Origin of the sequence: Rubrivivax soli (assembly GCF_049810355.1) — a bacterium.
GTDB lineage: Bacteria > Pseudomonadota > Gammaproteobacteria > Burkholderiales > Burkholderiaceae_C > Rubrivivax.
In genome coordinates this window covers 461504-481458 of sequence record NZ_CP187368.1, presented here as the reverse complement: position 1 = coordinate 481458, position 19955 = coordinate 461504, and the positions used below count along the sequence as shown (strand labels likewise).

Genomic DNA, 19955 nt, shown 5'->3' with positions numbered 1-19955 from the left:
AGGGCGCGATTCTAGAATCTGGCGATGACTCCTGCTGCCCGCTGCTTCGCCCTGGTTCCGTGTGCCGGTGTCGGCCAGCGCGCCGGCACCGGCGGGCCCAAGCAGTACAGCCCGCTGGCCGGCCGCAGCGTCGTGGCGCACACGCTGGCCGCGCTGGCCGCGGTGCCGCGCATCGCCGGCACCCTGGTGGTGCTGGCGCCCGACGACACGCTGTTCGAACGCCACGCGCCCGACTTCACCGGCTGGGTGGCGCGCGTGGGCGGCGCCACGCGGGCCGCCACCGTGGCCCACGGCCTGGCCGTGCTGCGCGGCAAGGGCGCCGACGACCACGACTGGGTGCTGGTGCACGACGCCGCGCGCTGCCTGCTGCGGCCGGCCTGGGTCGAGCGGCTGATCGACGCCTGCTGGGACGACGCGGTCGGCGGCCTGCTCGCGCTGCCGCTGGCCGACACGCTGAAGCAGGAAGGCACCGGGGCGGAGGCGGGCCGGGTGGACGCCACCTTGCCGCGTGCCGGCAAGTGGGCGGCGCAGACGCCGCAGATGTTCCGCCTGGGCCTGCTGCAGCGCGCGCTGCTGCAGGCCGGCGCGGCCGTCACCGACGAGTCCGGCGCCATCGAGGCGCTGGGCCTGGCGCCGCGGCTCGTGGTGGGCGACCTCGAGAACCTGAAAGTCACGTGGCCGGGCGATTTCGCGCTGGCGGCCCGCCTGCTGGAGACACGATGAACCCGATCAACTTCCGCGTCGGCGAAGGCTGGGACACGCACCAGCTCGTCACCGGCCGGCCGCTGGTGCTGGGCGGCGTCACCATCCCGCACAGCCACGGCCTGCTCGGCCACAGCGACGCCGACGCGCTGCTGCACGCCATCACCGACGCGCTGTTCGGTGCCGCCGCGCTGGGCGACATCGGCCGCCACTTCCCCGACACCGCGGCCGAGTTCCGCGGCGCCGACTCCAGCGTGCTGCTGGCCGAGGCCGGGCGCCGGGTGCGCGCCGCGGGCTGGGAGATCGGCAACGTCGACAGCACCATCGTCGCGCAGGCGCCGAAGATGGCCCCCCACATCCCGGCGATGCGCGAGCGCATCGCGCAGGCGCTGGGCCTGGCGGTGGATGCCGTCAACGTGAAGGCGAAGACGGCCGAGCAGATGGGACCGGTGGGCGAGGGCCGCGCGATCGAGGCGCGGGCGATCTGCCTGTTGTGGCAGCGCTGATGCGCCGTTGACGCCGGGCGCCCCCCCCAATGCGGTGGAGGGCTTCGGCAAGTCTGTGGGATAGCCTCCCACGCAGCCTGCGTGGTGCAGGCTCTGTCAGGAGTTCCGCGACCATGACGTTCTTCTCGCGCCGCACCTTCGGTGCCTGTCTGCTCGGTGCCGCACTCGCCGCCGGCATCAGCCTGCCGGCCTCGGCCCAGACCCGCAGCGTGGCCTACGTGGCCCAGCAGAACGACGCGCCTGCCGCGTATCTCGTCGACTGGATCGGCAGCACACGCGCCGTGGTGGTCGCCAACGCCGGCCGCAGCGGCGGCAGCGTGGCGCGCAGCGGAGCGCAGCGCGTGGTGACGCTGGACACGCCGTTCAGCACCGAGTTCCGGGCCAGCACCTTCGATCCCTGCATCAACGACTTCCCGCTGCAGCGCCAGAGCACGCTGCAGATCGCGCTGACCACGCTGTCGGGCAGCGCCGACCGCGGCGAGTCGAAGGTGGTCGAGCTCGGCACCGTCACCACGCTGGACGGCTGTGCCGCCGGCACCGTGGTGCCGTTCGGGGCGTTGGGCGACCCCGGGCTCGCGACGCGCCACCTCGCGCTGGCGCTGCGGCCGCCGGTGGGCGACCTGGTGCCGGGTGTCGCGCTCGCCGGGTTGGGCGAGCTGCCGCGCACGGGCCCGTTCGACGCCGTCGACGTGCTGACGCTGCAGGCCGGCGGCCTGGGCAGCTTCGCCGCCAGCGGCAGCGTGGTGCCGGCCGCCTTCGATGCCGACCAGTGGCTGGTGCTGGGCCTGCCGTCGGGCGAGCGGGCCTACACGCGGGTGTCGGTCGACCGCCGCACCGGGGCCGAGGTCTGGCTCGACGTCGACCGCGCCGGCGGCGTGCCCACGGTCGCCTACCGCCGGCTGATGGTCAAGCCGATGGCCGGCGCAGGCTTCGGCACGCTGCGCCAGGCGTCGCGCATGTGGCAGTCGGGCATCTCGACCACGCCGACGAACAGTTTCGTCGTCCACCTGTACCGCGACGGCAGCGGCGAGCGCGTGTTCCGCGACCTGGTGGCCGGCACCGAGACCCGGTCGCCGCTCACCTGGACGCTGGGCGGCGGGCAGATCGTGCAGAACCGGCCGCTGGGCCCCAGCACCGGCGTGCGCACCTGGGTGCCGCTGGCCAACAACGGTGGCGGCGCCACCTTCGTGCTGGAGAGCGAAGTCATCGTGGACCCGGCGGGCGTGGCCACGCCGCTGATCGCGCCGCGCGTGAACTTCTACACCGACACCGGACCGGCCACGGCGCCCTGAGCGTGCTCAGTCCGGCGCGTGCGCCAGCGGGGGCGGCAGCGGGTCGCCGGCCTGGCGCTGCCGGAACAGGCCGGCCCGCGCCAGCACGATGGTGGTGATGGGTGCGGTGATCGACAGCACGATGATGATCAGCCAGGTGTGCAGCGCCAGGCTGCCGTCGCGGATCGAGAAGTGCACGATCGAGGCCGCCACCACCAGCCAGGCCGCCAGCGTCGACGCCAGCGCCGGGGCATGCATGCGCGCGAAGAAGTCGGGCAGCCGCCACAGGCCCAGCGCGGCCAGCAGCACCACCATGCCGCTGCCCAGCAGCAGCGCCGCCACCACCAGGTCGCTCCAGGGCGTCATTCGATGGCCTCCCCGCGCAGCAGGAACTTGGCCATCGCCACCGAGCCCACGAAGCCGAACAGCACCATCAGCAACGCGCCTTCGAAGTACATGCTGCTGTCGAAGCGGATGGCCAGCACCAGCATCAGCAGCATGCCCACCACGTACAGGAAGTCGAGCGCCAGCACGCGGTCCTGCGCGCTCGGGCCGCGCGCCAGGCGCAGCAGGCCCAGCACCATCGCCACGGCGTACAGCACGAGCGTGGCGGTGATGGCCAGCGACAGGGTCGGGCTCAGGCTCATCCGAAGATCTCCAGCAGCGGGCGTTCGTAGTCGTTCCTGAACTGGGCGATGAAGGCGGCTTCGTCGTCGAGGTCGAAGACGTGCAGCAGCAGGGCACTGTGGTCGGGCGCCAGCTCGGCCCACACGGTGCCGGGCACGACGGCCGTGATCATGGCCAGCGCTGCCAGGCCGTGGGTGTCGCGCAGTGCCAGCGGCACCAGCACGAAGGCGCCACGCGGCGGATGCCGGCGGCCGCGCAGCACGCCCAGCGCGACATCCAGCGCGGAGCGCACGACGTCGCGCCCCACGTGCAGCACCAGCCGCAGCAGCGTGCCCCAGTGCCGCAGCGGCCCGGGCGCCGGACGCAGCGGCGCCGTCAGCAGCGGCACCACCACGGCCACCAGCAGCGCCAGCAGCAGGTGCGCCGGGTGCAGCGAGCGGGCCAGCAGCAGCCAGCTGCAGAAGATGCCCAGCGAAAGCCAGGGCGCGGGCAGCAGGCGCTTCATCGCAGCACCCCATGGGGCATCGGGACATCGGCAGCGTCCGCCTCTGCAACGGGCGCGGGACGGGGCCGTGCCGACAGCACCGCGGCGATGTAGCGCTCGGGGCTGTGCAGCGCGTCGGCGGTCTGGCGCGCGTAGGCCAGCGCCGGATCGCCGCGCAGCACCAGCAGCAGCGTGGCACCCAGCAGCAGGCCGATCGGCAGCGTCTCGATGACACGCAGCCGCGGCACGGCACGGTCGCCCGCGGTCCAGAAGTGGCGCATGCCCACGCGCAGCAGGCCGGTGGCGGCGCACAGCCCCGAGGCCAGCAGCAGCCCGAACAGCGTCCAGGCGGCCGGCGTGCCCACTTCGAGCAGCGCCGTCAGCATCGACAGCTTCGCGACGAAGCCCGACAGCGGTGGCAGCCCGGCCACCACGATCGCGCACACCAGGAAGGCCAGGCCCAGGAAGGCCAGCGCGCCGGGCAGCGCACGGCCGATCAGCGCGTCCTCGTTGTCGTCGAGGTTGACGCCGGGCGGCGGCGCGGCATCGAAGAAGGCGGGCAGGCGGTCCTGGCCGTCGTCGGTCTGCTGCGGGCCGACTTCCACCTCGCGCGCACGCTCCAGCAGTTCCACCAGCAGAAACAGCGCGCAGCCGGCCAGCGTGGAGCTGGCCAGGTAGAACAGCGCGCCGCTGCTGAGTGCCGGCGCGTCGAAGCCGATGGCCGCCAGCAGCGTGCCCGACGACGCGATGACGCTGTAGCCGGCCAGCCGTGCCAGCTGCTGCGAGGCCAGCATGCCCACCGACCCGAACGCGAGCGTGGCCAGGCCGCCCCACACCAGGGCCGTGCCGCCGAAGTGCGCGGAATCGCCGGCGCCGGCCGGAAAGCACAACGTCCACAGGCGCAGGATCGCGTACACGCCGACCTTGGTGAGGATCGCGAACACCGCTGCTGCCGGGGCGCTGGCCGCGGCGTAGGCGCCGGGCAGCCAGAAGTTCAGCGGCCACAGCGCGGCCTTGGCCAGGAAGGCGATGGCCAGGATCGCGGCGCCCGCATGCAGCAGGCCGCGGTCGCTGGCGGGCACGGCGGGCAGCTTCTGCGCGATGTCGGCCATGTTCAGCGTGCCGGTCACGCCGTACAGCACGGCCACGCCGATCAGGAACAGCAGCGAGGCCATCAGGTTGATGGCGATGTAGTGCAGCCCCGCCCGCACGCGCGCGCTGCCGCCGCCGTGCAGCAGCAGCCCGTAGCTGGCGGCCAGCAGCACCTCGAAGAAGACGAACAGGTTGAACAGATCGGCGGTCAGGAAGGCGCCGTACAGGCCCATCAGCTGCAGCTGGAACAGCGCGTGGAAGTACACGCCGGCGTGCTGCCAACGCGCCAGCGCATACAGCAGCCCCGCCAGGCCCACGCTGCCGGCCAGCACGGCCATCAGCGCCGACAGGCGGTCGGCGACGAGCACGATGCCGAAGGGCACCGGCCAGTTGCCCGGCAGGTAGACGCCGAACGCCGCGGCCGGCATCCTGGCCGTCCACCCACAGCAGCAACGCCACCGCCGCCGCGAGGCTGAGCACGGTGGAGACGACGTTGGCCACCGCCTTCATCGCGCGCCGGCCTTCGCCCAGCAGCAGCATCAGCGCGGCCGTGGCCAGCGGCAGCAGCACGGGCACGAGGACGAGTTCGGCCTTCACCGGCCTTCCTCCTGCCCGTCGACGTGGTCGCCGCCGCTCAGGCCGCGCAGGGCCAGGATCACCACCAGGAACAGCGCCGTGGTGGCGAAGCCGATGACGATGGCCGTGAGCACCAGCGACTGCGGCAGCGGGTCGCTGTAGTGCAGCAGGTCGGGGGCCAGCCCGGGCTTCAGGATGGGTTCCTTGTCGATGGCCAGGCTGCCGACGCTGAAGATGAACAGGTTCACCGCGTACGACAGCAGCGACAGCCCGACCAGCACCTGGAACGTGCGCGGCCGCAGCACCAGCCAGACCCCGGCGCCGGCCAGCACGCCGATGGCCAGCGAGATCACGACCTCCACGCGGCGGCCTCCCTCGGTCCGGCATGGGCATCGGCATGCGCGTGCTGGCGCCGCGCCCGCAGCGACTGGTGCGCCAGCGCGGTCAGCAGCAGCAGCGTCGCGCCCACGACCACCGCGAACACGCCCAGGTCGAACAGGGCCGCGCTCGGCAGGTGCAGCACGCCCAGCACCGGCAGCGTCACGTGCGCCGTGTGCGTCGTGAGGAAGGGGTGGTGCAGCGCCAGTGCGCCCAGCCCGGTGGCCAGCGCCAGCAGCAGGCCCACCGCGATCCAGCGCGCCGGCAACAGGTGCAGGCGCGCTTCGACCCAGCGGGTGCCGCCCACCATGTACTGCGCGATGAAGGCGATGGCCACCACGAGCCCGGCGACGAAGCCGCCGCCGGGCTCGTTGTGGCCGCGCAGGAACAGGTGCAGCGCGAACACCACCGCCAGCGGCAGCAGCAGCCGCACCAGCACCGCCGGAACGGACAGGTAGGGCGGCACGGCGTCGCCGTGGTCGTCGGGGTCGGCCAGATCGTGGCCCCGGTCGGCAGCGTGCACGCGCTGCTGTTCGGGCACCTCGACCGACTCCAGTGCGGGCCGGAAGCGGCGCAGCAGCGCGTAGACCGTCAGTCCCACGATGCCCAGCACGGTGATCTCGCCCAGGGTGTCGAAGGCGCGGAAGTCCACCAGCATCACGTTGACGACGTTGGTGCCGCCTCCTCCGGTGAGCGCGCGGTCCAGGAAGAACGGCGAGATGCTCAGCGGCGCGTTGCGCGTGAGCAGCGCGTACGAGAGGGCCGACAGGCCGCTGCCGACCAGCACCGCCACCACCACGTCGCGGCGGCGCCGCCAGCGCGAGCGGGCGGCGGTGCCCGGGCTATCGAGCGGCAGCCGCTTGGGCAGCCAGCGCAGGCCCAGCAGGAAGAGCACCAGCGTCACCACCTCCACCGCCAGCTGCGTCAGCGCCAGGTCGGGTGCGGAGAACCAGGCGAAGGTGATGCACAGCACCAGGCCCACCACGCCCAGCATGGCCAGCGCGGCCAGGCGGTGGAACTTGGCCTGCCACGCGGCGCCGACGGCGCAGAAGGCCCCGATGACCCACAGCAGCACGAACTCGGGCGTGGCGGGCACGCGCTCACGGTCGCCCCAGGTCAGCGGCACGATCAGCGCCGAAGCCAGCGCCGCCAGCCCGGTCACGAGCACCAGCACCAGCAGCTGCGGCTGCAGCCGGCGCGTGCCCGCCAGGCGCAGCAGGCGCCGCGCGGCCAGGCTCAGCCGCGCCATGCCGCACTCGAACAGGTGCTTGCCGTCCAGCAGCTGCAGCCCCGGCGCACCGGTGCCGCGGCGTGCCTTGAAGCGCCGCGCATACCGCAGGTAGACGGCGATGCCGCCGGCCGTGGCGGCCAGACTCATCAGCAGCGGCGTGTTCACGCCGTGCCAGACGGCCAGGCTGTAGGCGGGGAGGGCGCCACCCACCACCGGCTGCGCCGCGATCGCCAGCACCGGCCCGATCGACCACGCCGGCAGCGTGCCCACCACCACGCAGGCCAGCACCAGCAGCTCCACCGGCACGCGCATCCAGTGCACCGGCTCGTGCGGCTGGCGCGGCAGGTTGCGTGCAGGCGGGCCGAAGAACACGTCGTGGCCGAATCGCAGCGAATACACGACCGCGAAGACACCGGCCAGCGTGGCTGCCAGCGGCAGCACGACCTCGACCCAGGGATGCGCGCTGACGAACACCGTCTCCGCGAAGAACATCTCCTTCGACAGGAAGCCGTTGAGCAGCGGCACCCCGGCCATCGCGGCGCAGGCCACGATGGCCAGCGTGCCGGTGATGGGCATGCTGCGGTACAGGCCGTCGAGCCGGCGCATGTCGCGCGTGCCGGTCTCGTGGTCGATGATGCCCACCGACATGAACAGCGACGCCTTGAACGTGGCGTGGTTCATCATGTGGAACACCCCCGCCACCGCCGCCAGCGGACTGTTCATGCCCAGCAGCAGCGTGATCAGACCCAGGTGGCTGATGGTGGAGTAGGCCAGCAGCCCCTTCAGGTCGTTCTGGAACATCGCCAGGTACGCGCCCAGCAGCAGCGTCGCCAGGCCGGCGCCGCCGACGATCCAGAACCAGGCCTCGGTGCCCGCCAGCACCGGCCACAGCCGCGCCAGCAGGAACACGCCGGCCTTCACCATCGTGGCCGAGTGCAGGTAGGCCGACACCGGCGTCGGCGCCGCCATCGCGTGCGGCAACCAGAAGTGGAAGGGGAACTGCGCGCTCTTGGTCAGCGCGCCCAGCAGCACCAGGCCCAGCGCCAGCGGATAGAGCGCGTGCGCGCGCACCACGTCGCCGGCGGCCAGCACCACGTCGAGCTCGAGGCTGCCGACGATGTGGCCCAGCAGCAGCACGCCGGCCAGCAGCGCCAGGCCGCCGGTGGCGGTGACGGTGAACGCCATGCGCGCGCCGCGGCGCGCGTCCTTGCGGTGGGTCCAGTAGCCGATGAGCAGGAAGCTGAAGACGCTGGTCAGCTCCCAGAACAGCACCAGCTGCACCAGATTGCCCGACACCACCACGCCCAGCATCGCCCCCATGAAGCCGAGCAGCAGCGAGTAGAAGCGCGCCGCCGGATCGTCGGGCGAGAGGTAGTAGCGTGCATACACGATGACCAGCAGGCCCATGCCGCTGGCCAGCATCGCGAACATCCACGCGAAGCCGTCCAGCCGCACGACGATGTCGATGCCCAGGCTGGGCAGCCAGTCCAGGCGTTCCACCAGCACCGCCCCGGCCGCCACCTGCGGGTACAGCAGTGCCAGCGGCACCGCCACCGCCAGCGCCACCAGCGCCGCCCACAGCGACTCGAGGTTGCGGGCGTTGGTGGGCAGCAGCGCGGCAATGGCGCTGCCGACGAAGGGCAGCAGGAGCAGCAGCAGCAACGACATGGGCCGCGAGTGTAAAGGCGGCCCTCGCGCGAGGCTCGAAAACGCATTGCAATTCAAGGACTTGCAGCGGCTTCTTGCAGTAGCCGCCGGGCCCGTCCCGCAGCGCTGTGCCGCGCGGACGCCTAGCCCAGGGCGTCGAATCCCGGGTTGAACACCACCTCCCACAGGTGGCCGTCCGGGTCCTGGAAGTAGCCGGCGTAGCCGCCGTAGAAGGTGGCCTGGGCGGGCTTGACGATGCGCCCGCCGGCCGTGGCCGCCCGCGCCAGCACGGCATCGACCTCCGCTGGCGTGCCCACGTTGTGCCCGAGGCTCAGCTCGAGCGCGCTGGGCGGCTGCGCAGGCAGGCCGGTGTCGGCCGCGAGGCTGCTGCGCGGCCACAGCGCCAGCTTCAGGCCGCCTCGCAGCGTGAAGAACGCGACGGCCCCGTGGTCGAACTCCGCGCCCTGGATGCCCGCCGTGTGCCAGCCCAGCCCGTCGCGGTAGAAGGCCACGGCACGGTCGAGGTCGGCCACGCCCAGCGTCAGCACGGTGATGTGGGGCAGCATCGGCAGCAGTCCTTGGCGGGGGCGGGGGCGGGGGCGGGCCGGCGGGGCCGGCTCACGCGCGCAGCAGGCCCCGGAAGCCCCGGGCGGCGTAGTACGAGGAAGCGCCGTTGTGGTACGTGAACACCTGGCCGTAGCGCCGGTCGCAGAACAGCGCGCCGCCGAGCGCCCTCACGGGCGCAGGCGTGGCAATCCAGCTCGAGGTCTTCAGGTCGAAGCTGCCGAGCTCCTGCAGCCGCCGGTACTGCTGCTCGGTGAGCAGCTCGATGCCCATCGCGGCGGCCATCTCGAGCGCGCTGCCGGCGGGGCGGTGTTCCTTGCGCGACTCCAGTGCCGCGCGGTCGTAGCACAGGCTGCGCCTGCCCGGCGGGCTCTCGGCGGCGCAATCGCAGAACACGGCCTGGCCGGTCGCGGCGTCGAGACCGATGACGTCGGGTTCGCCGCCGGTGGCCTCCATCTGCTGCAGCGAGGCCAGGGCTCCGGTGCCGACTTGCAGCAGCCGGTCCAGCACCAGGGGCCACGTGGCGTCCGGGTGCCGGTGGGGGTGCTGCCGGAAGCGGGCCTCCAGCGTGCGCAGCAGGCTGTCGTGGTCGTGGGCGGATCGGGTCATCGGCACGGCCCCATGTCGGATCAGTCTGCAGCGCTCCGGCTGGTTGCGCCAGGGAATGCGGTTGTCGTTGCAGGCCGGAGTGGCCTGCCCGGAGGGACTCGAACCCCCGACCTGCTGCTTAGAAGGCAGCTGCTCTATCCAGTTGAGCTACGGGCAGCGCGCGCCGGATTGTACGAACCGGCCGCTGCCGCCCGGGCTCAGCGGTTCTGGTACTGCGTCTTGCCGAACAGCACGTCGCGGGCCTTGTCGTCGTTCAGCGGCTTGCGCAGGTTCGCCAGCACCTCCACGCCGCGCTGCACGGCGGGTCGGGCGGCGATCTCGTCGAACCAGCCCTTCAGGTGCGGGAATTCGTCCCAGTCGATGCCCTGGTTCTTCCAGCTGCGCAGCCACGGGAAGATGGCGATGTCGGCGATGGTGTAGTCGTCGCCGGCGATGTAGCGGTGCTGCGCGATCTGGCGGTTCATCACGCCGTAGAGGCGCCGGGCCTCGTTGCTGTAGCGGTCGATGGCGTACGGCACCTTCTCGGGCGCGTAGATGCGGAAGTGGTGGGCCTGGCCGAGCATCGGGCCGACGCCGCCCATCTGGAACATCAACCACTCCAGCACCTTGTACCGGCCGCGCGTGTCGGCCGGCAGGAAGCGGCCGGTCTTGCTGGCCAGGTACAGCAGGATGGCACCCGACTCCATCATCGAGATCGGCTGGCCGTCCGGACCGTCGGGGTCGACGATGGCCGGGATCTTGTTGTTCGGGCTGATCTTCAGGAAGTCGGGCTGGAACTGGTCGCCGGCGCCGATGTCGACCGCGTGGGCGCGATACGGCAGGCCGCACTCTTCCAGCATGATGTGCACCTTGTGCCCGTTCGGCGTCGCCCACGAATACACTTCGATCATCACCATCCCTCACAGTGCGCTTCGGTGGAAGCGGTTGCCGACGGACTCTAAACCATGCTCGAAGGTCTGAAACGCCTGTTCGGTGGCGGTGCCGGCGCGGCCAAGGGCTGGGATGCGCTGCAACCCTGGGCCGAAGGCAAGCAGTACGTGTTCCGCGGCGTGCGCGAGAGCGAGGGCTTCGTCGTCGACGGCAAGCTCGGCGCCGCACCCTGGCGGCTGGAATGGGGCCCGTCGCAGCGCCCCTACGTGCAGGGCAACGAGCTGCGCCTGCGCGCCGAGCTCGGCCTGCCCTCGGACCTGCAGGTGGTGGTGATGAACCGCGTGCTGCAAGAGCAACTGGAGCGCGCGGTGTTCGACCAGTACGTCGAAGGCGTGCAGACGCGCATCGACAACCAGACCCCGCCCGAGGCGCGCTGGCTCGTGATGTTCCCGAAGCTGTCCGGTGCCGAGATGGGCAAGCTGAAGGAGCGCTTCGTGGCGCTGGGCAGCGTCAAGCCCTGGCTGCTGCAGTGGCTGGACGGGCCGCTGTCGGCGGCCATCGCGTCCAAGGGCCTGGACCCGGTGACGCCGTTCGTGCTGATGATCGGCCGTGGCCGGCTGACCTTGCGCACCGCGCAGACCGAGCCCGAGGCGCGCGATCTCGAAGCCTGGCTGCGCCTGTTCGAGACCGCGATGCGCGAGGCGCGCCGCGTGGGCGACCAGATGGCCGAGGCGCGCGGCCACGCGCCGAGCACGCAGCCCAGCATGTGGTCGGCCAGCAGCCAGCTGCCGCCCGACGACACCCGCAGCTGAAGCACCCGCAAGGTTCTGCACGGCCGGCGAGGCCTTGCAGGCGCATCCGGCGCCTCGCCGGGCGCTTCAGCGCAGCCCGTGGCGGCCGAGCTCGAGCTTGGCGATGGCGTTGCGGTGCACTTCGTCGGGGCCGTCGGCAAAGCGCAGCGTGCGTGCCGCGGTGTAGTAGTAGGCCAGCGGCGTGTCCTGGCTCATGCCGGCGCCGCCGAAGACCTGCATCGCCCAGTCGATCACGTCGCAGGCCATGTTGGGCGCCACCACCTTGATCATCGCGATCTCGGCCTTGGCGCTCTTGTTGCCGGCCACGTCCATCATCCAGGCCGCCTTCAGCGTCAGCAGCCGCGCCTGTTCGATGCGGCAGCGCGCCTCGGCGATGCGCTCCTGCGTCACGGTCTGCTGCGCGATGGTCTTGCCGAACGCGGTGCGGCTGCTGGCGCGTTCGCACATCAGCTTCAGCGAGCGCTCGGCCAGGCCGATGAGCCGCATGCAGTGGTGGATGCGGCCGGGGCCGAGGCGGCCCTGCGCGATCTCGAAGCCACGACCTTCGCCCAGCAGCATGTTGCTGGCGGGCACGCGCACGTTCTTGAAGTCGACCTCCATGTGCCCGTGCGGTGCGTCGTCGTAGCCGAACACCGACAGCGGCCGCAGCACGGTGATGCCCGGGGTGTCGGCGGGCACCAGGATCATCGACTGCTGCGAGTGCCTGGGCGCGGCGGGGTCGGTCTTGCCCATGAAGATGTAGATCGCGCAGCGCGGGTCGCCGGCGCCGCTGGTCCACCACTTGCGGCCATTGATGACGTACTCGTCGCCGTCGCGTTCGATGCGCGCCTCGATGTTGGTGGCGTCCGACGAGGCGACCGCCGGCTCGGTCATCGCGAAGGCGCTGCGGATCTCGCCGCGCAGCAGCGGCTGCAGCCAGCGCTGCTTGTGTTCCTCGGTGCCGTAGCGCACCAGCACTTCCATGTTGCCGGTGTCGGGGGCCGAGCAGTTGAAGACCTCGCTCGCCCAGGGCACCGCGCCCATGATCTCGGCCAGCGGCGCGTACTCCTGGTTCTTCAGGCCGGCGCCGAGCTCGCTTTCCGGCAGGAACAGGTTCCACAGGCCGGCGGCGCGCGCCTTGGGCTTGAGTTCCTCGATCACCTGCACCGGCGTCCAGCGCTTGCCGGCGGCGGTGTTGGCCTGCACGTCGGCGGCATAGCGGCCTTCGGCGGGGTAGACGTGCTCGTCCATGAAGGCCTGCACGCGGTCGCGCAGGTCCTGGGTCTTTTGCGAGTATCCGAAGTCCATGGTGTCTCCTTGAAAGAGGGCGTCAACGCGCGGCCTGGGCGAACTTCCAGGCCATCTCGGCCAGCGGTCGCGTCGAGGCGCCGGTGGCCCGGGCTTGTGCGCTGCTGGCGATGCCGTCGACCACGCGCTTGGCGATGCCCTGCGTGATCGAGGCCAGTCGGAACAGGTTGTAGGCGAGGTAGAAGTTCCAGTCGGCCATCAGCGCGCCCGGGTCGGCGCGGCCGGTGCGCTCGCAGTAGCGGCGCACGTACTCGGCTTCGCTGGGGATGCCCAGCGCCGCGTGGTCCAGCCCGCCGATGCCGCGGAAGGTGCCGGGCGGGATGTGCCACGACATGCAGTGGTAGCTGAAGTCGGCCAGCGGGTGCCCCAGTGTCGACAGCTCCCAGTCGAGCACCGCGACGATGCGTGGCGCGTCCTTCGCGAACACGAGGTTGTCCAGCCTGTAGTCACCATGCACCACCGAGACCTGGCTGTTGTCGAGCGCGGTCGCCGGCAGGTGGGCCGGCAGCCAGGCGATGAGCTGGTCCATCTCGGCGATGGGCTCGGTGATCGAGGCCAGGTACTGCTTGCTCCAGCGGCCGATCTGGCGTTCGAAGTAGTTGCCGGGCTTGCCGTAGTCGGACAGCCCGGCGGCGGCCACGTCCACACTGTGCAGCGCGGCGATGACGCGGTTCATCTCGTCGTAGATCGCGGCGCGCTCGGCGTTGGACAGGCCCGGCAGCGACTGCTCCCAGAGCACCCGCCCGTCCATGAACTCCATGACGTAGAAGGCGCGGCCGATGACGGCCTCGTCCTCGCACAGCAGCAGCATCTGCGCCACGGGCACGTCGGTGGCGGCCAGCGCGCGCATGACGCGGAACTCGCGCTCGATGGCGTGGGCCGACGGCAGCAGCCTGGCCGCGGGCCCGGGCTTGGTCCGCATCACGTACTGGCCGCCCGGCGTGAGCAGCTTGTAGGTCGGGTTGGACTGCCCGCCCTTGAACTGCTCCACCGTCAGCGGGCCGCGGAAGCCGGGCAGGTGCGCCTGCAGGTGCGCTTCGAGCGCGGCGGTGTCGAAGGCGTGGCTGGCAGCCACGGGGCGCGTGCCGGTGTAGTCGTCCATCGCGTTGTCTCTCTTGTTGTGGTCGCCGGCCGGTTCAGCGGCGACGCTCTAGCGTTCCGCCAGCACCAGCAGCTTCTCGCGCGACAGCACCACCAGGCGCGTCGGCTCCACGCGCACGGCACCTTCGCGCTCGAAGCCCTTGAGTTCCTGGTTGACGCGCTGGCGCGAGGCACCCAGCAGCTGGGCCAGGTCTTCCTGCGCCAGCGCCAGGCCGATGCGGATCTCTTCGCCCTGGGCGATGCCGTAGCTCTTGGCCAGCAGCAGCAGCTGCTTGGCCAGCCGCGCCTGCAGCGGGCGGGTGTTGAGGTCCTCGAACTGGTTGAACATCAGCCGCAGGCGGCGGCAGTTCAGGCGCAGCAGGGCGTCGTACAGCTCCACGTGCTGGGCCAGCAGGTCCTTGAAGTCGGGCTTGCGCACCACCAGCAGCGTGGTCTCGCCGTGCGTGTCGGCATCGTGCGTGCGCGGCAGGCCGTCGAAGAGCGCGATGTCGCCGAACCACACGCCGGGCTCGGCGTAGGTCAGCGTCACCTGCTTGCCCGACAGGCTCACCGAGCTGATGCGCACCGCACCGCGCGCCACGCCGCACCATTCCTCGGCCTGGCCTCCGCGCGAAGCCAGCGGCGTGCCGTCGGCGTGCCGGCGCACGATGGCGCGCGACAGGATGGCATTGCGCAGCGGTGTCGAGAGCTTGGAGAACCACGCGCCTTGTTCGATGTTGTGTCGCTCGTCGATTGTAAGAACCGGGGTATTCATGGCTTGTCTCTGACGCGACAAGGGCGCCACCATCGGCATTGTGTCCTGTCGACCCGGAGCGCCACCATGCCGGCTTCCCTGCATGCCATTCCCAGCCTTGCCGACGCGGTGAGCCCCGAAGAGTGGCAGTTGCGCTGCGATCTCGCGGCGGCCTACCGGCTGGTCGCGCTGTTCCACTGGGACGACCTGGTGTTCACCCACATCAGCGCGCGCGTGCCGGGCCCGGAGCACCACTTCCTGATCAACCCCTACGGCTTCATGTTCGAGGAGATCACGGCCTCCAGCCTGGTCAAGGTGGACCAGCACGGGGCCAAGGTGGACGACACGCCGTTCGACGTGAACCCGGCGGGCTTCGTGATCCACAGCGCGGTGCACGCGGCGCGCGAGGACGCTGGCTGCGTGCTGCACACGCACACGCTCAACGGCATCGCGGTGTCGGCCCAGCAGCACGGCGTGCTGCCGTTGTCGCAGCAGTCGATCTTCGTGCTGTCGAGCCTGGGCTACCACGACTACGAAGGCGTGGCGCTGCGCGACGACGAGAAGCCGCGCCTGGTGCGCGACCTGGGCAGCAACAACTACCTGATGTTGCGCAACCACGGCCTGCTGACGGTCGGCCGCTCGGTGGCCGATGCCTTCCTGGCGATGTACCTGTTCGAGACCGTGTGCAACATCCAGGTGCGGGCGCTGGCGGGCGGGGGCGCTTTGGTCCACGTGCAGCCGGACATCGTGCGCACGGCACAGCAGCAGGCGGCCGCGGTGACGCGCGGCCTGGGCGCCAACCTCACCTGGCCCGGTCTGCTGCGGCGGCTGGCGCGCACGAATCCGGGCCACGACGGCTGATCGGCGGCTGGCGCGCCGCGCGTGCCATCCGTGACTTCCGGCCGATGTTGGCGCCGTCGTGGTGGTCGGCTGTGGCGCCTGCCACCACAAGTGCGGGGCGGATGGCAAGCGTCTGTAACGCCGCGTGCTAGAGTGAATTTCAGTCGCGCCCACCCCCCGTTCCCGCATGCAGAAGAAGCGGCATTTGTCGTTGGTCTTGATCGGCTTGGCGCTGTCCGCAGCCAGCCAGGCAGGCTGGGCCCTCGGCTGGGCCCGGGCGCAGCAATCCGCGGTGCTGGGTGCGCCGCTGGACTTCACCGCCGCGCTGCGTCTGGACCCGGGTGACGTCGTCGCCCCCGACTGCGTGCGCGCCGAGGTGCACATCGGCGAGCGCCGCGTCGGCCCCGGTGACCTGCGCACGCAGGTCGACAGCAGCGACCCAGCAGCCCTGGTGATGCGCGTGGCGACGCTGGTGACCGTGGACGAGCCGGTGGTGGCCGTGACCTTGTCGATCGGATGCCCGGCGCGCATGTCGCGCCGATTCGTGCTGCTGGCCGACCCGCCGCTGTGGACCCCGCCGGCTGCAGCCGCCGCGAACCCGGTGGCACTGGTGGCGCTGGCCGGTGCATCCGCACCCGCTGCCGCCCCTGCACCCGCGCCGGCTTCCGCACCCGCTGCGCCAGCACCCGCTGCACCAGCACCTGCACCCAGGTCCTCGCCTGCCGCGGTGGCGCCCGCTGCGGCCACGCCGCCGGCACGGCCTGCCGCGGCACGTCCGGCACCGCGCCCGGCGACGCGGGCCACGCCGCGCCCGGCGCCGGTGCCGCGGCTGCGGCTGGAGCCTGCCGAGCCCGCGCAGCCGCCGGCCGCGGCGGTGGCCAGCGCGGTGGACGACGCCCTGCAGGCCGTGGCGCAGGCCGCGAGTGCGGCGCGCGCCGCGGCGTCCGCTGCCTCGGCAGCCGAGCAGCGCGTGGCGGCACTGGAGGCCACGCTGGTCCAGTTGCGCGGCGACGTGCAGGTGCAGCGCGACCTGGTGACCACCTTGCGGGCGCAGCTGACCGACACCGAACGCACCAGCCGCTGGCTGATGCCGCTGCTGCTGGCGCTGGTGGCGATGGCCGGCCTGGCAGGCTGGCTGTACTGGAAGCTGCGCCTGGCGCAGGCCGAGCGGCAGGCCGTGTGGCGCCGCGCGGCCGCCGAGGCCGACGCCGCGCGTCCGCCCGTGGCGACATCACAGCTGCCGCTGGTCACATCGGAACTCATGGCGCCGCCGACCGTGCCGCCGCGGGCGCCAGGCACGTTGCCGACGCCGGCGCCGATGCCGCGCGGCAGGGCGATGGCGCCGCTGGTGCCTGCCGCACCCCTGGGGCCGGTGGAGGCGCTGCCGCCCGAGTCGGTCGTGGAGCGCACGCAGGTGCTGCCGCCGCAGGCCACGGCCGTGGACAGCGGCGCGCCGCGTGATGTCACCATCGAGGAACTGCTCGACCTGGAGCAGCAGGCCGAGTTCTTCATCGTGCTCGGCCAGGAAGACGCCGCCGTCGACCTGCTGGTGGACCACCTGCGCAACACCGGCGGCGGCAGCCCGCTGCCCTACCTGAAGCTGCTGGAGATCTACCGCCGGCGTGGCGCACGCGACGCCTACGAGCGCACGCGGGCCCGCTTCAACCACCGCTTCAACGCCTACGCGCCCGACTGGGACGCCGATCTGCAGCACGGCCGCTCGCTCGAGGACTATGCCGGCGTGCTGCCACGCCTGCAGCAGGTGTGGCCGCGGCCGCTGGACGCGATGGCCGAGCTGGAGGCGCTGCTGTTCCGCAAGAGCCGCGGCGACCTGTTCGAGCTGCCCGCGTACCGCGAGGTGCTGTTCCTGTATTCGCTGGCGCGCGACCTGCTGGACCGCGAGGCCGCGGTCTCCGGCGACGTCGACCTGCTGCTGCCGCTGGCCGACGGCGGCGAGTTCAGCTCCACCTCGCCGCACCCGTATTTCGGCGACGAGCGCGATTCGGTGTTCGACTCCCAGGGGCTGCGCGGCAGCGACCGGCCCACGGCGCCGGTCGACCTGGACCTCACGCAGCCCGAGGATCCGCCGGCGATCGCGCCGGCGGCCCCCAGGCGCTAGATCTTCGCCAGCCGCTGCAGCGCGGTCTGCAGCGTCTCGTCCTTCTTCGCGAAGCACAGCCGGGCGATGCCCTGCTCGTAGCCGCCTTCGTAGAACGCCGACAGCGGGATCGCGGCCACGCCGATCTCGGTGGTGAGCCAGCGGCAGAAGTCGGCCTCGGGCAGGCTGCTGACGGCGCTGTAGTCCACGGTCTGGAAGTAGGTGCCTTCGCTGGGCAGCGCGCGCAGGCGTGTCTGCGCCAGCCCTGCACGGAACAGGTCGCGCTTGCGCTGGTAGAAGGCGGGCAGCGCGAGGTAGGGCGCGGGGTCGTCGAGGTACCGCGCCAGCCCGTGCTGCACAGGCGTGTTGACCGTGAACACGTTGAACTGGTGCACCTTGCGGAACTCGGCCGTCAGCGGCGCCGGTGCCGCCACCGTGCCCACCTTCCAGCCGGTGACGTGGAAGGTCTTGCCGAAGCTCGACACCACGAAGGCGCGCGCAGCCAGGCCCGGAATCGACGAGGCGCTGACGTGCGGCACGCCGTCGTAGACCATGTGCTCGTAGACCTCGTCGCTGATCAGCAGCACCTCGGTGCCGGCCAGCAGCGCGTCGAGCTGCAGCATCTCGGCGCGCGTCCACACCGTGGCGCTGGGGTTGTGCGGGCTGTTGACGAGGATGGCGCGCGTCTTGGGCGACATCGCCGCGGCGATCTTCGCGAAGTCGGGGCGGAACGTGCCCGGCGTCAGCGGCACGCGTACCACGGTGCCGCCGGCGAGCTCGATGTTGGGCGCGTAGCTGTCGTAGCAGGGCTCCAGCACGATGACCTCGTCGCCCGGGTGCACGCAGCACAGGATGGCGGTCAGGATCGCCTGCGTGGCGCCCGCGGTGATGGTGATCTCGGTCTCGGCGTCGTAGGCGTGGCCGTACAGGCGCGCGATCTTGTCGGCCACCACCCGCCGCAGCACCGGCACGCCGGCCATCGGTGGGTACTGGTTCAGGCCTTCGCGCATCGCGGCCGTGACCCGGTCGAGCAGGGCCGGGTCGCAGTCGAAGTCGGGGAAGCCCTGGCCCAGGTTGACGGCTCCGCGCTCGGCGGCCAGCGCCGACATCACGGTGAAGATGGTCGTGCCGACGGTGGGCAGACGCGAGGCGAGGTGGGGAGTGTGGGGAGCGGTGTGCATCAGAGTTCGTAGTCGGAAGCGGCGCCGGCGGTGCCGCCGGCCATGGCGCGCTGGATCAGCGCCTGGCTCAGGCGGTCGGAGAGTTGCTCGGCGAAAGCGTAGACGAAATGGCGCAGGTAGGCGCCGCGCTTGAACGCCACGCGCGTGACGTTGGTGCCGAACAGGTGGCCCAGCGGCCGCGCGACGAGCTCGCCGCCGGCCGGGTCGTCGCGCACCGCGGTCTCGGCCACGATGCCCACGCCCATGCCCAGCTTCACGTAGGTCTTGATGACGTCGGAGTCGATGGCCTCCAGCGCCACGTTGATCTTCAGACGCGCGCGCGCGAAGGCCTGGTCGATGCGGGTGCGGCCGGTGACGGTGGCGTGGTACAGCACCAGCGGCTCGGCGGCCAGCTGCTCCAGCGTCGGCCGCTCCGCGGCGGCCAGCGGGTGGCCGGCCGGGACCACCATCACGTGCTGCCAGTCGTAGCACGGCAGGGTGACGAGCTCGTCGTAGGTGGCCAGCGACTCGGTGGCGATGCCGATCTCGGCCACGTCGTCCAGCAGCATGCGCGCCACCTGCTCGGGCATGCCCTGGTGCAGCACCACCTGCACCTTCGGGAACTTCTTGCGCAGCGCCGACACCGGTGCCGGCAGGAAGTAGCGTGCCTGCGTGTGCGTGGTGGCGATGCTCAGCGTGCCGGCGTCCTGCTTGCTGAACTGCTCGCCGATGCGCTTGAGGTTGGCCACCTCGCGCAGGATGATGTCCACCGACTTCAGCACTTCCTGGCCGGGTTCGGTGACGCGGCGCAGACGCTTGCCGTGGCGCGCGAAGATGTCGACGCCCAGCTCTTCCTCGAGCTCGAGGATGGCCTTGCTGATGCCCGGCTGCGACGTGAACAGCGCCTTCGCCGTCTCGGTGAGGTTCAGGTTGCGGCGCACCGCCTCCTGCACGAAGCGGAACTGGTGCAGGTTCATGGTGCGGCAGGCGTGTCCAGGGCCGCCAGGCCGGCTGCGGCCAGGGCGGCGATCACGTGGGGGCTCTCGCCCGCGGCATGGTGCAGCGTGAACACCGTGCCCGGGTGCGCGGCACGCAGGCCGTCCACCAGGGCCGGCAGGTCGCGGCGCACGTGGCCGCCGGCACCCAGGAAGAGCGGCAGGATCTGCACCTGCGTGCAGCCCGCGGCGGCCAGCTCGGCGCCCACGCTGGGCAGGTCGGGCGCCATCAGCTCCAGGTAGGCCAGGCGCACGGCGGTGCCGGGCCGCGCGGCGCGCACCTGGGCGGCCACGGCCTCGAACGGCTGGGCCCAGCGCGGATCGCGCGCGCCGTGGGCGAAGAGGATCAGGCCTAGGGTCATCGGTTGTCCA

At 71.8% G+C, this 19955-nt stretch carries 21 protein-coding genes and 1 tRNA gene; 6 read left to right on the top strand and 16 right to left on the bottom strand.

Features of this window, described 5'->3' with window-relative positions:
- Window positions 1-24: 24 nt before the first annotated feature.
- The 3 genes from ispD (at window position 25) to ACPOLB_RS02125 (ending at window position 2500) form a co-directional block, all read left to right on the top strand.
- Window positions 25-723, top strand: a complete 699-nt coding sequence (gene ispD, locus ACPOLB_RS02135) for a 2-C-methyl-D-erythritol 4-phosphate cytidylyltransferase (RefSeq protein WP_425259649.1) — start codon at window positions 25-27, stop codon at window positions 721-723.
- A complete protein-coding gene (ispF, locus tag ACPOLB_RS02130) occupies window positions 720-1208 on the top strand; it encodes a 2-C-methyl-D-erythritol 2,4-cyclodiphosphate synthase (RefSeq protein ID WP_425259648.1) in 489 nt (162 codons plus the stop codon). Before ispD ends, ispF begins: the two co-directional genes overlap by 4 nt.
- Window positions 1209-1321: 113 nt before the next feature.
- Window positions 1322-2500, top strand: coding sequence for a hypothetical protein (locus ACPOLB_RS02125; RefSeq protein ID WP_425259647.1), 1179 nt, complete (start codon window positions 1322-1324; stop codon window positions 2498-2500).
- A gap of 6 nt (window positions 2501-2506) precedes the next feature.
- Here the strand turns inward: ACPOLB_RS02125 and mnhG are convergent, their stop codons facing one another.
- The 10 genes from mnhG to ACPOLB_RS02075 form a co-directional block, all read right to left on the bottom strand.
- Entirely contained in the window at window positions 2507-2845 is a 339-nt protein-coding gene (gene mnhG / locus ACPOLB_RS02120; protein ID WP_425259646.1) for a monovalent cation/H(+) antiporter subunit G, read from the bottom strand.
- Window positions 2842-3126 carry a K+/H+ antiporter subunit F gene (locus tag ACPOLB_RS02115; protein WP_425259645.1) on the bottom strand — a complete coding sequence of 95 codons (285 nt, stop codon included), beginning with the start codon at window positions 3124-3126 and terminating at the stop codon, window positions 2842-2844. Before ACPOLB_RS02115 ends, mnhG begins: the two co-directional genes overlap by 4 nt.
- The gene (locus tag ACPOLB_RS02110) at window positions 3123-3611 is read right to left on the bottom strand and encodes a Na+/H+ antiporter subunit E (RefSeq protein ID WP_425259644.1); all 489 of its coding nucleotides are present in this window, start codon (window positions 3609-3611) and stop codon (window positions 3123-3125) included. The genes ACPOLB_RS02115 and ACPOLB_RS02110 overlap by 4 nt, the downstream gene beginning before the upstream one ends.
- Window positions 3608-5110 carry a monovalent cation/H+ antiporter subunit D gene (locus ACPOLB_RS02105; RefSeq protein WP_425259643.1) on the bottom strand — a complete coding sequence of 501 codons (1503 nt, stop codon included), beginning with the start codon at window positions 5108-5110 and terminating at the stop codon, window positions 3608-3610. Before ACPOLB_RS02105 ends, ACPOLB_RS02110 begins: the two co-directional genes overlap by 4 nt.
- Window positions 5111-5275: 165 nt before the next feature.
- The gene (locus ACPOLB_RS02100) at window positions 5276-5620 is read right to left on the bottom strand and encodes a Na+/H+ antiporter subunit C (protein WP_425259642.1); all 345 of its coding nucleotides are present in this window, start codon (window positions 5618-5620) and stop codon (window positions 5276-5278) included.
- Complete coding sequence (locus tag ACPOLB_RS02095) at window positions 5608-8535, bottom strand: monovalent cation/H+ antiporter subunit A (RefSeq protein WP_425259641.1); 2928 nt, start codon at window positions 8533-8535, stop codon at window positions 5608-5610. The genes ACPOLB_RS02100 and ACPOLB_RS02095 overlap by 13 nt, the downstream gene beginning before the upstream one ends.
- Before the next feature lie 122 nt (window positions 8536-8657).
- On the bottom strand, window positions 8658-9080 hold the full coding sequence (locus ACPOLB_RS02090; RefSeq protein ID WP_425259640.1) for a VOC family protein: 423 nt from the start codon (window positions 9078-9080) through the stop codon (window positions 8658-8660).
- A gap of 52 nt (window positions 9081-9132) precedes the next feature.
- Window positions 9133-9687: a DUF4256 domain-containing protein gene (locus tag ACPOLB_RS02085; protein WP_425259639.1), complete on the bottom strand. Its 555-nt coding sequence runs from the start codon at window positions 9685-9687 to the stop codon at window positions 9133-9135.
- A gap of 80 nt (window positions 9688-9767) precedes the next feature.
- Window positions 9768-9844: transfer RNA gene (locus tag ACPOLB_RS02080), tRNA-Arg, on the bottom strand.
- Window positions 9845-9884: 40 nt separating this feature from the next.
- On the bottom strand, window positions 9885-10577 hold the full coding sequence (locus tag ACPOLB_RS02075) for a glutathione binding-like protein (protein ID WP_425262001.1): 693 nt from the start codon (window positions 10575-10577) through the stop codon (window positions 9885-9887).
- Window positions 10578-10631: 54 nt separating this feature from the next.
- On the opposite strand from ACPOLB_RS02075, the gene ACPOLB_RS02070 reads away from it, so the two are divergent.
- Window positions 10632-11369: a hypothetical protein gene (locus ACPOLB_RS02070; RefSeq protein ID WP_425259638.1), complete on the top strand. Its 738-nt coding sequence runs from the start codon at window positions 10632-10634 to the stop codon at window positions 11367-11369.
- Between the two features lie 66 nt (window positions 11370-11435).
- On the opposite strand, the gene ACPOLB_RS02065 is transcribed toward ACPOLB_RS02070, so the two are convergent.
- Genes ACPOLB_RS02065 through ACPOLB_RS02055 form a run of 3 tightly spaced genes read right to left on the bottom strand, consistent with a single transcriptional unit; the run spans window position 11436 to window position 14511 of the window.
- On the bottom strand, window positions 11436-12656 hold the full coding sequence (locus tag ACPOLB_RS02065) for an acyl-CoA dehydrogenase family protein (RefSeq protein ID WP_425259637.1): 1221 nt from the start codon (window positions 12654-12656) through the stop codon (window positions 11436-11438).
- Between the two features lie 22 nt (window positions 12657-12678).
- Window positions 12679-13758 carry a phosphotransferase gene (locus ACPOLB_RS02060; protein WP_425259636.1) on the bottom strand — a complete coding sequence of 360 codons (1080 nt, stop codon included), beginning with the start codon at window positions 13756-13758 and terminating at the stop codon, window positions 12679-12681.
- Window positions 13759-13806: 48 nt separating this feature from the next.
- A complete protein-coding gene (locus ACPOLB_RS02055; protein WP_425259635.1) occupies window positions 13807-14511 on the bottom strand; it encodes a Crp/Fnr family transcriptional regulator in 705 nt (234 codons plus the stop codon).
- A 66-nt stretch (window positions 14512-14577) separates the two neighbouring features.
- On the opposite strand from ACPOLB_RS02055, the gene ACPOLB_RS02050 reads away from it, so the two are divergent.
- Window positions 14578-15351: a class II aldolase/adducin family protein gene (locus tag ACPOLB_RS02050; RefSeq protein ID WP_425259634.1), complete on the top strand. Its 774-nt coding sequence runs from the start codon at window positions 14578-14580 to the stop codon at window positions 15349-15351.
- A gap of 184 nt (window positions 15352-15535) precedes the next feature.
- Window positions 15536-17449, top strand: coding sequence for a hypothetical protein (locus ACPOLB_RS02045; RefSeq protein ID WP_425259633.1), 1914 nt, complete (start codon window positions 15536-15538; stop codon window positions 17447-17449).
- Here the strand turns inward: ACPOLB_RS02045 and ACPOLB_RS02040 are convergent.
- Genes ACPOLB_RS02040 through ACPOLB_RS02030 form a run of 3 tightly spaced genes read right to left on the bottom strand, consistent with a single transcriptional unit; the run spans window position 17446 to window position 19945 of the window.
- Window positions 17446-18609, bottom strand: coding sequence for a pyridoxal phosphate-dependent aminotransferase (locus ACPOLB_RS02040; protein WP_425259632.1), 1164 nt, complete (start codon window positions 18607-18609; stop codon window positions 17446-17448). The two genes, ACPOLB_RS02045 and ACPOLB_RS02040, sit on opposite strands and share 4 nt — an antisense overlap.
- Window positions 18609-19565, bottom strand: coding sequence for a CysB family HTH-type transcriptional regulator (locus ACPOLB_RS02035; protein WP_425259631.1), 957 nt, complete (start codon window positions 19563-19565; stop codon window positions 18609-18611). Before ACPOLB_RS02035 ends, ACPOLB_RS02040 begins: the two co-directional genes overlap by 1 nt.
- Window positions 19562-19945: a sirohydrochlorin chelatase gene (locus ACPOLB_RS02030; RefSeq protein WP_425259630.1), complete on the bottom strand. Its 384-nt coding sequence runs from the start codon at window positions 19943-19945 to the stop codon at window positions 19562-19564. The genes ACPOLB_RS02035 and ACPOLB_RS02030 overlap by 4 nt, the downstream gene beginning before the upstream one ends.
- Window positions 19946-19955: the final 10 nt, after the last annotated feature.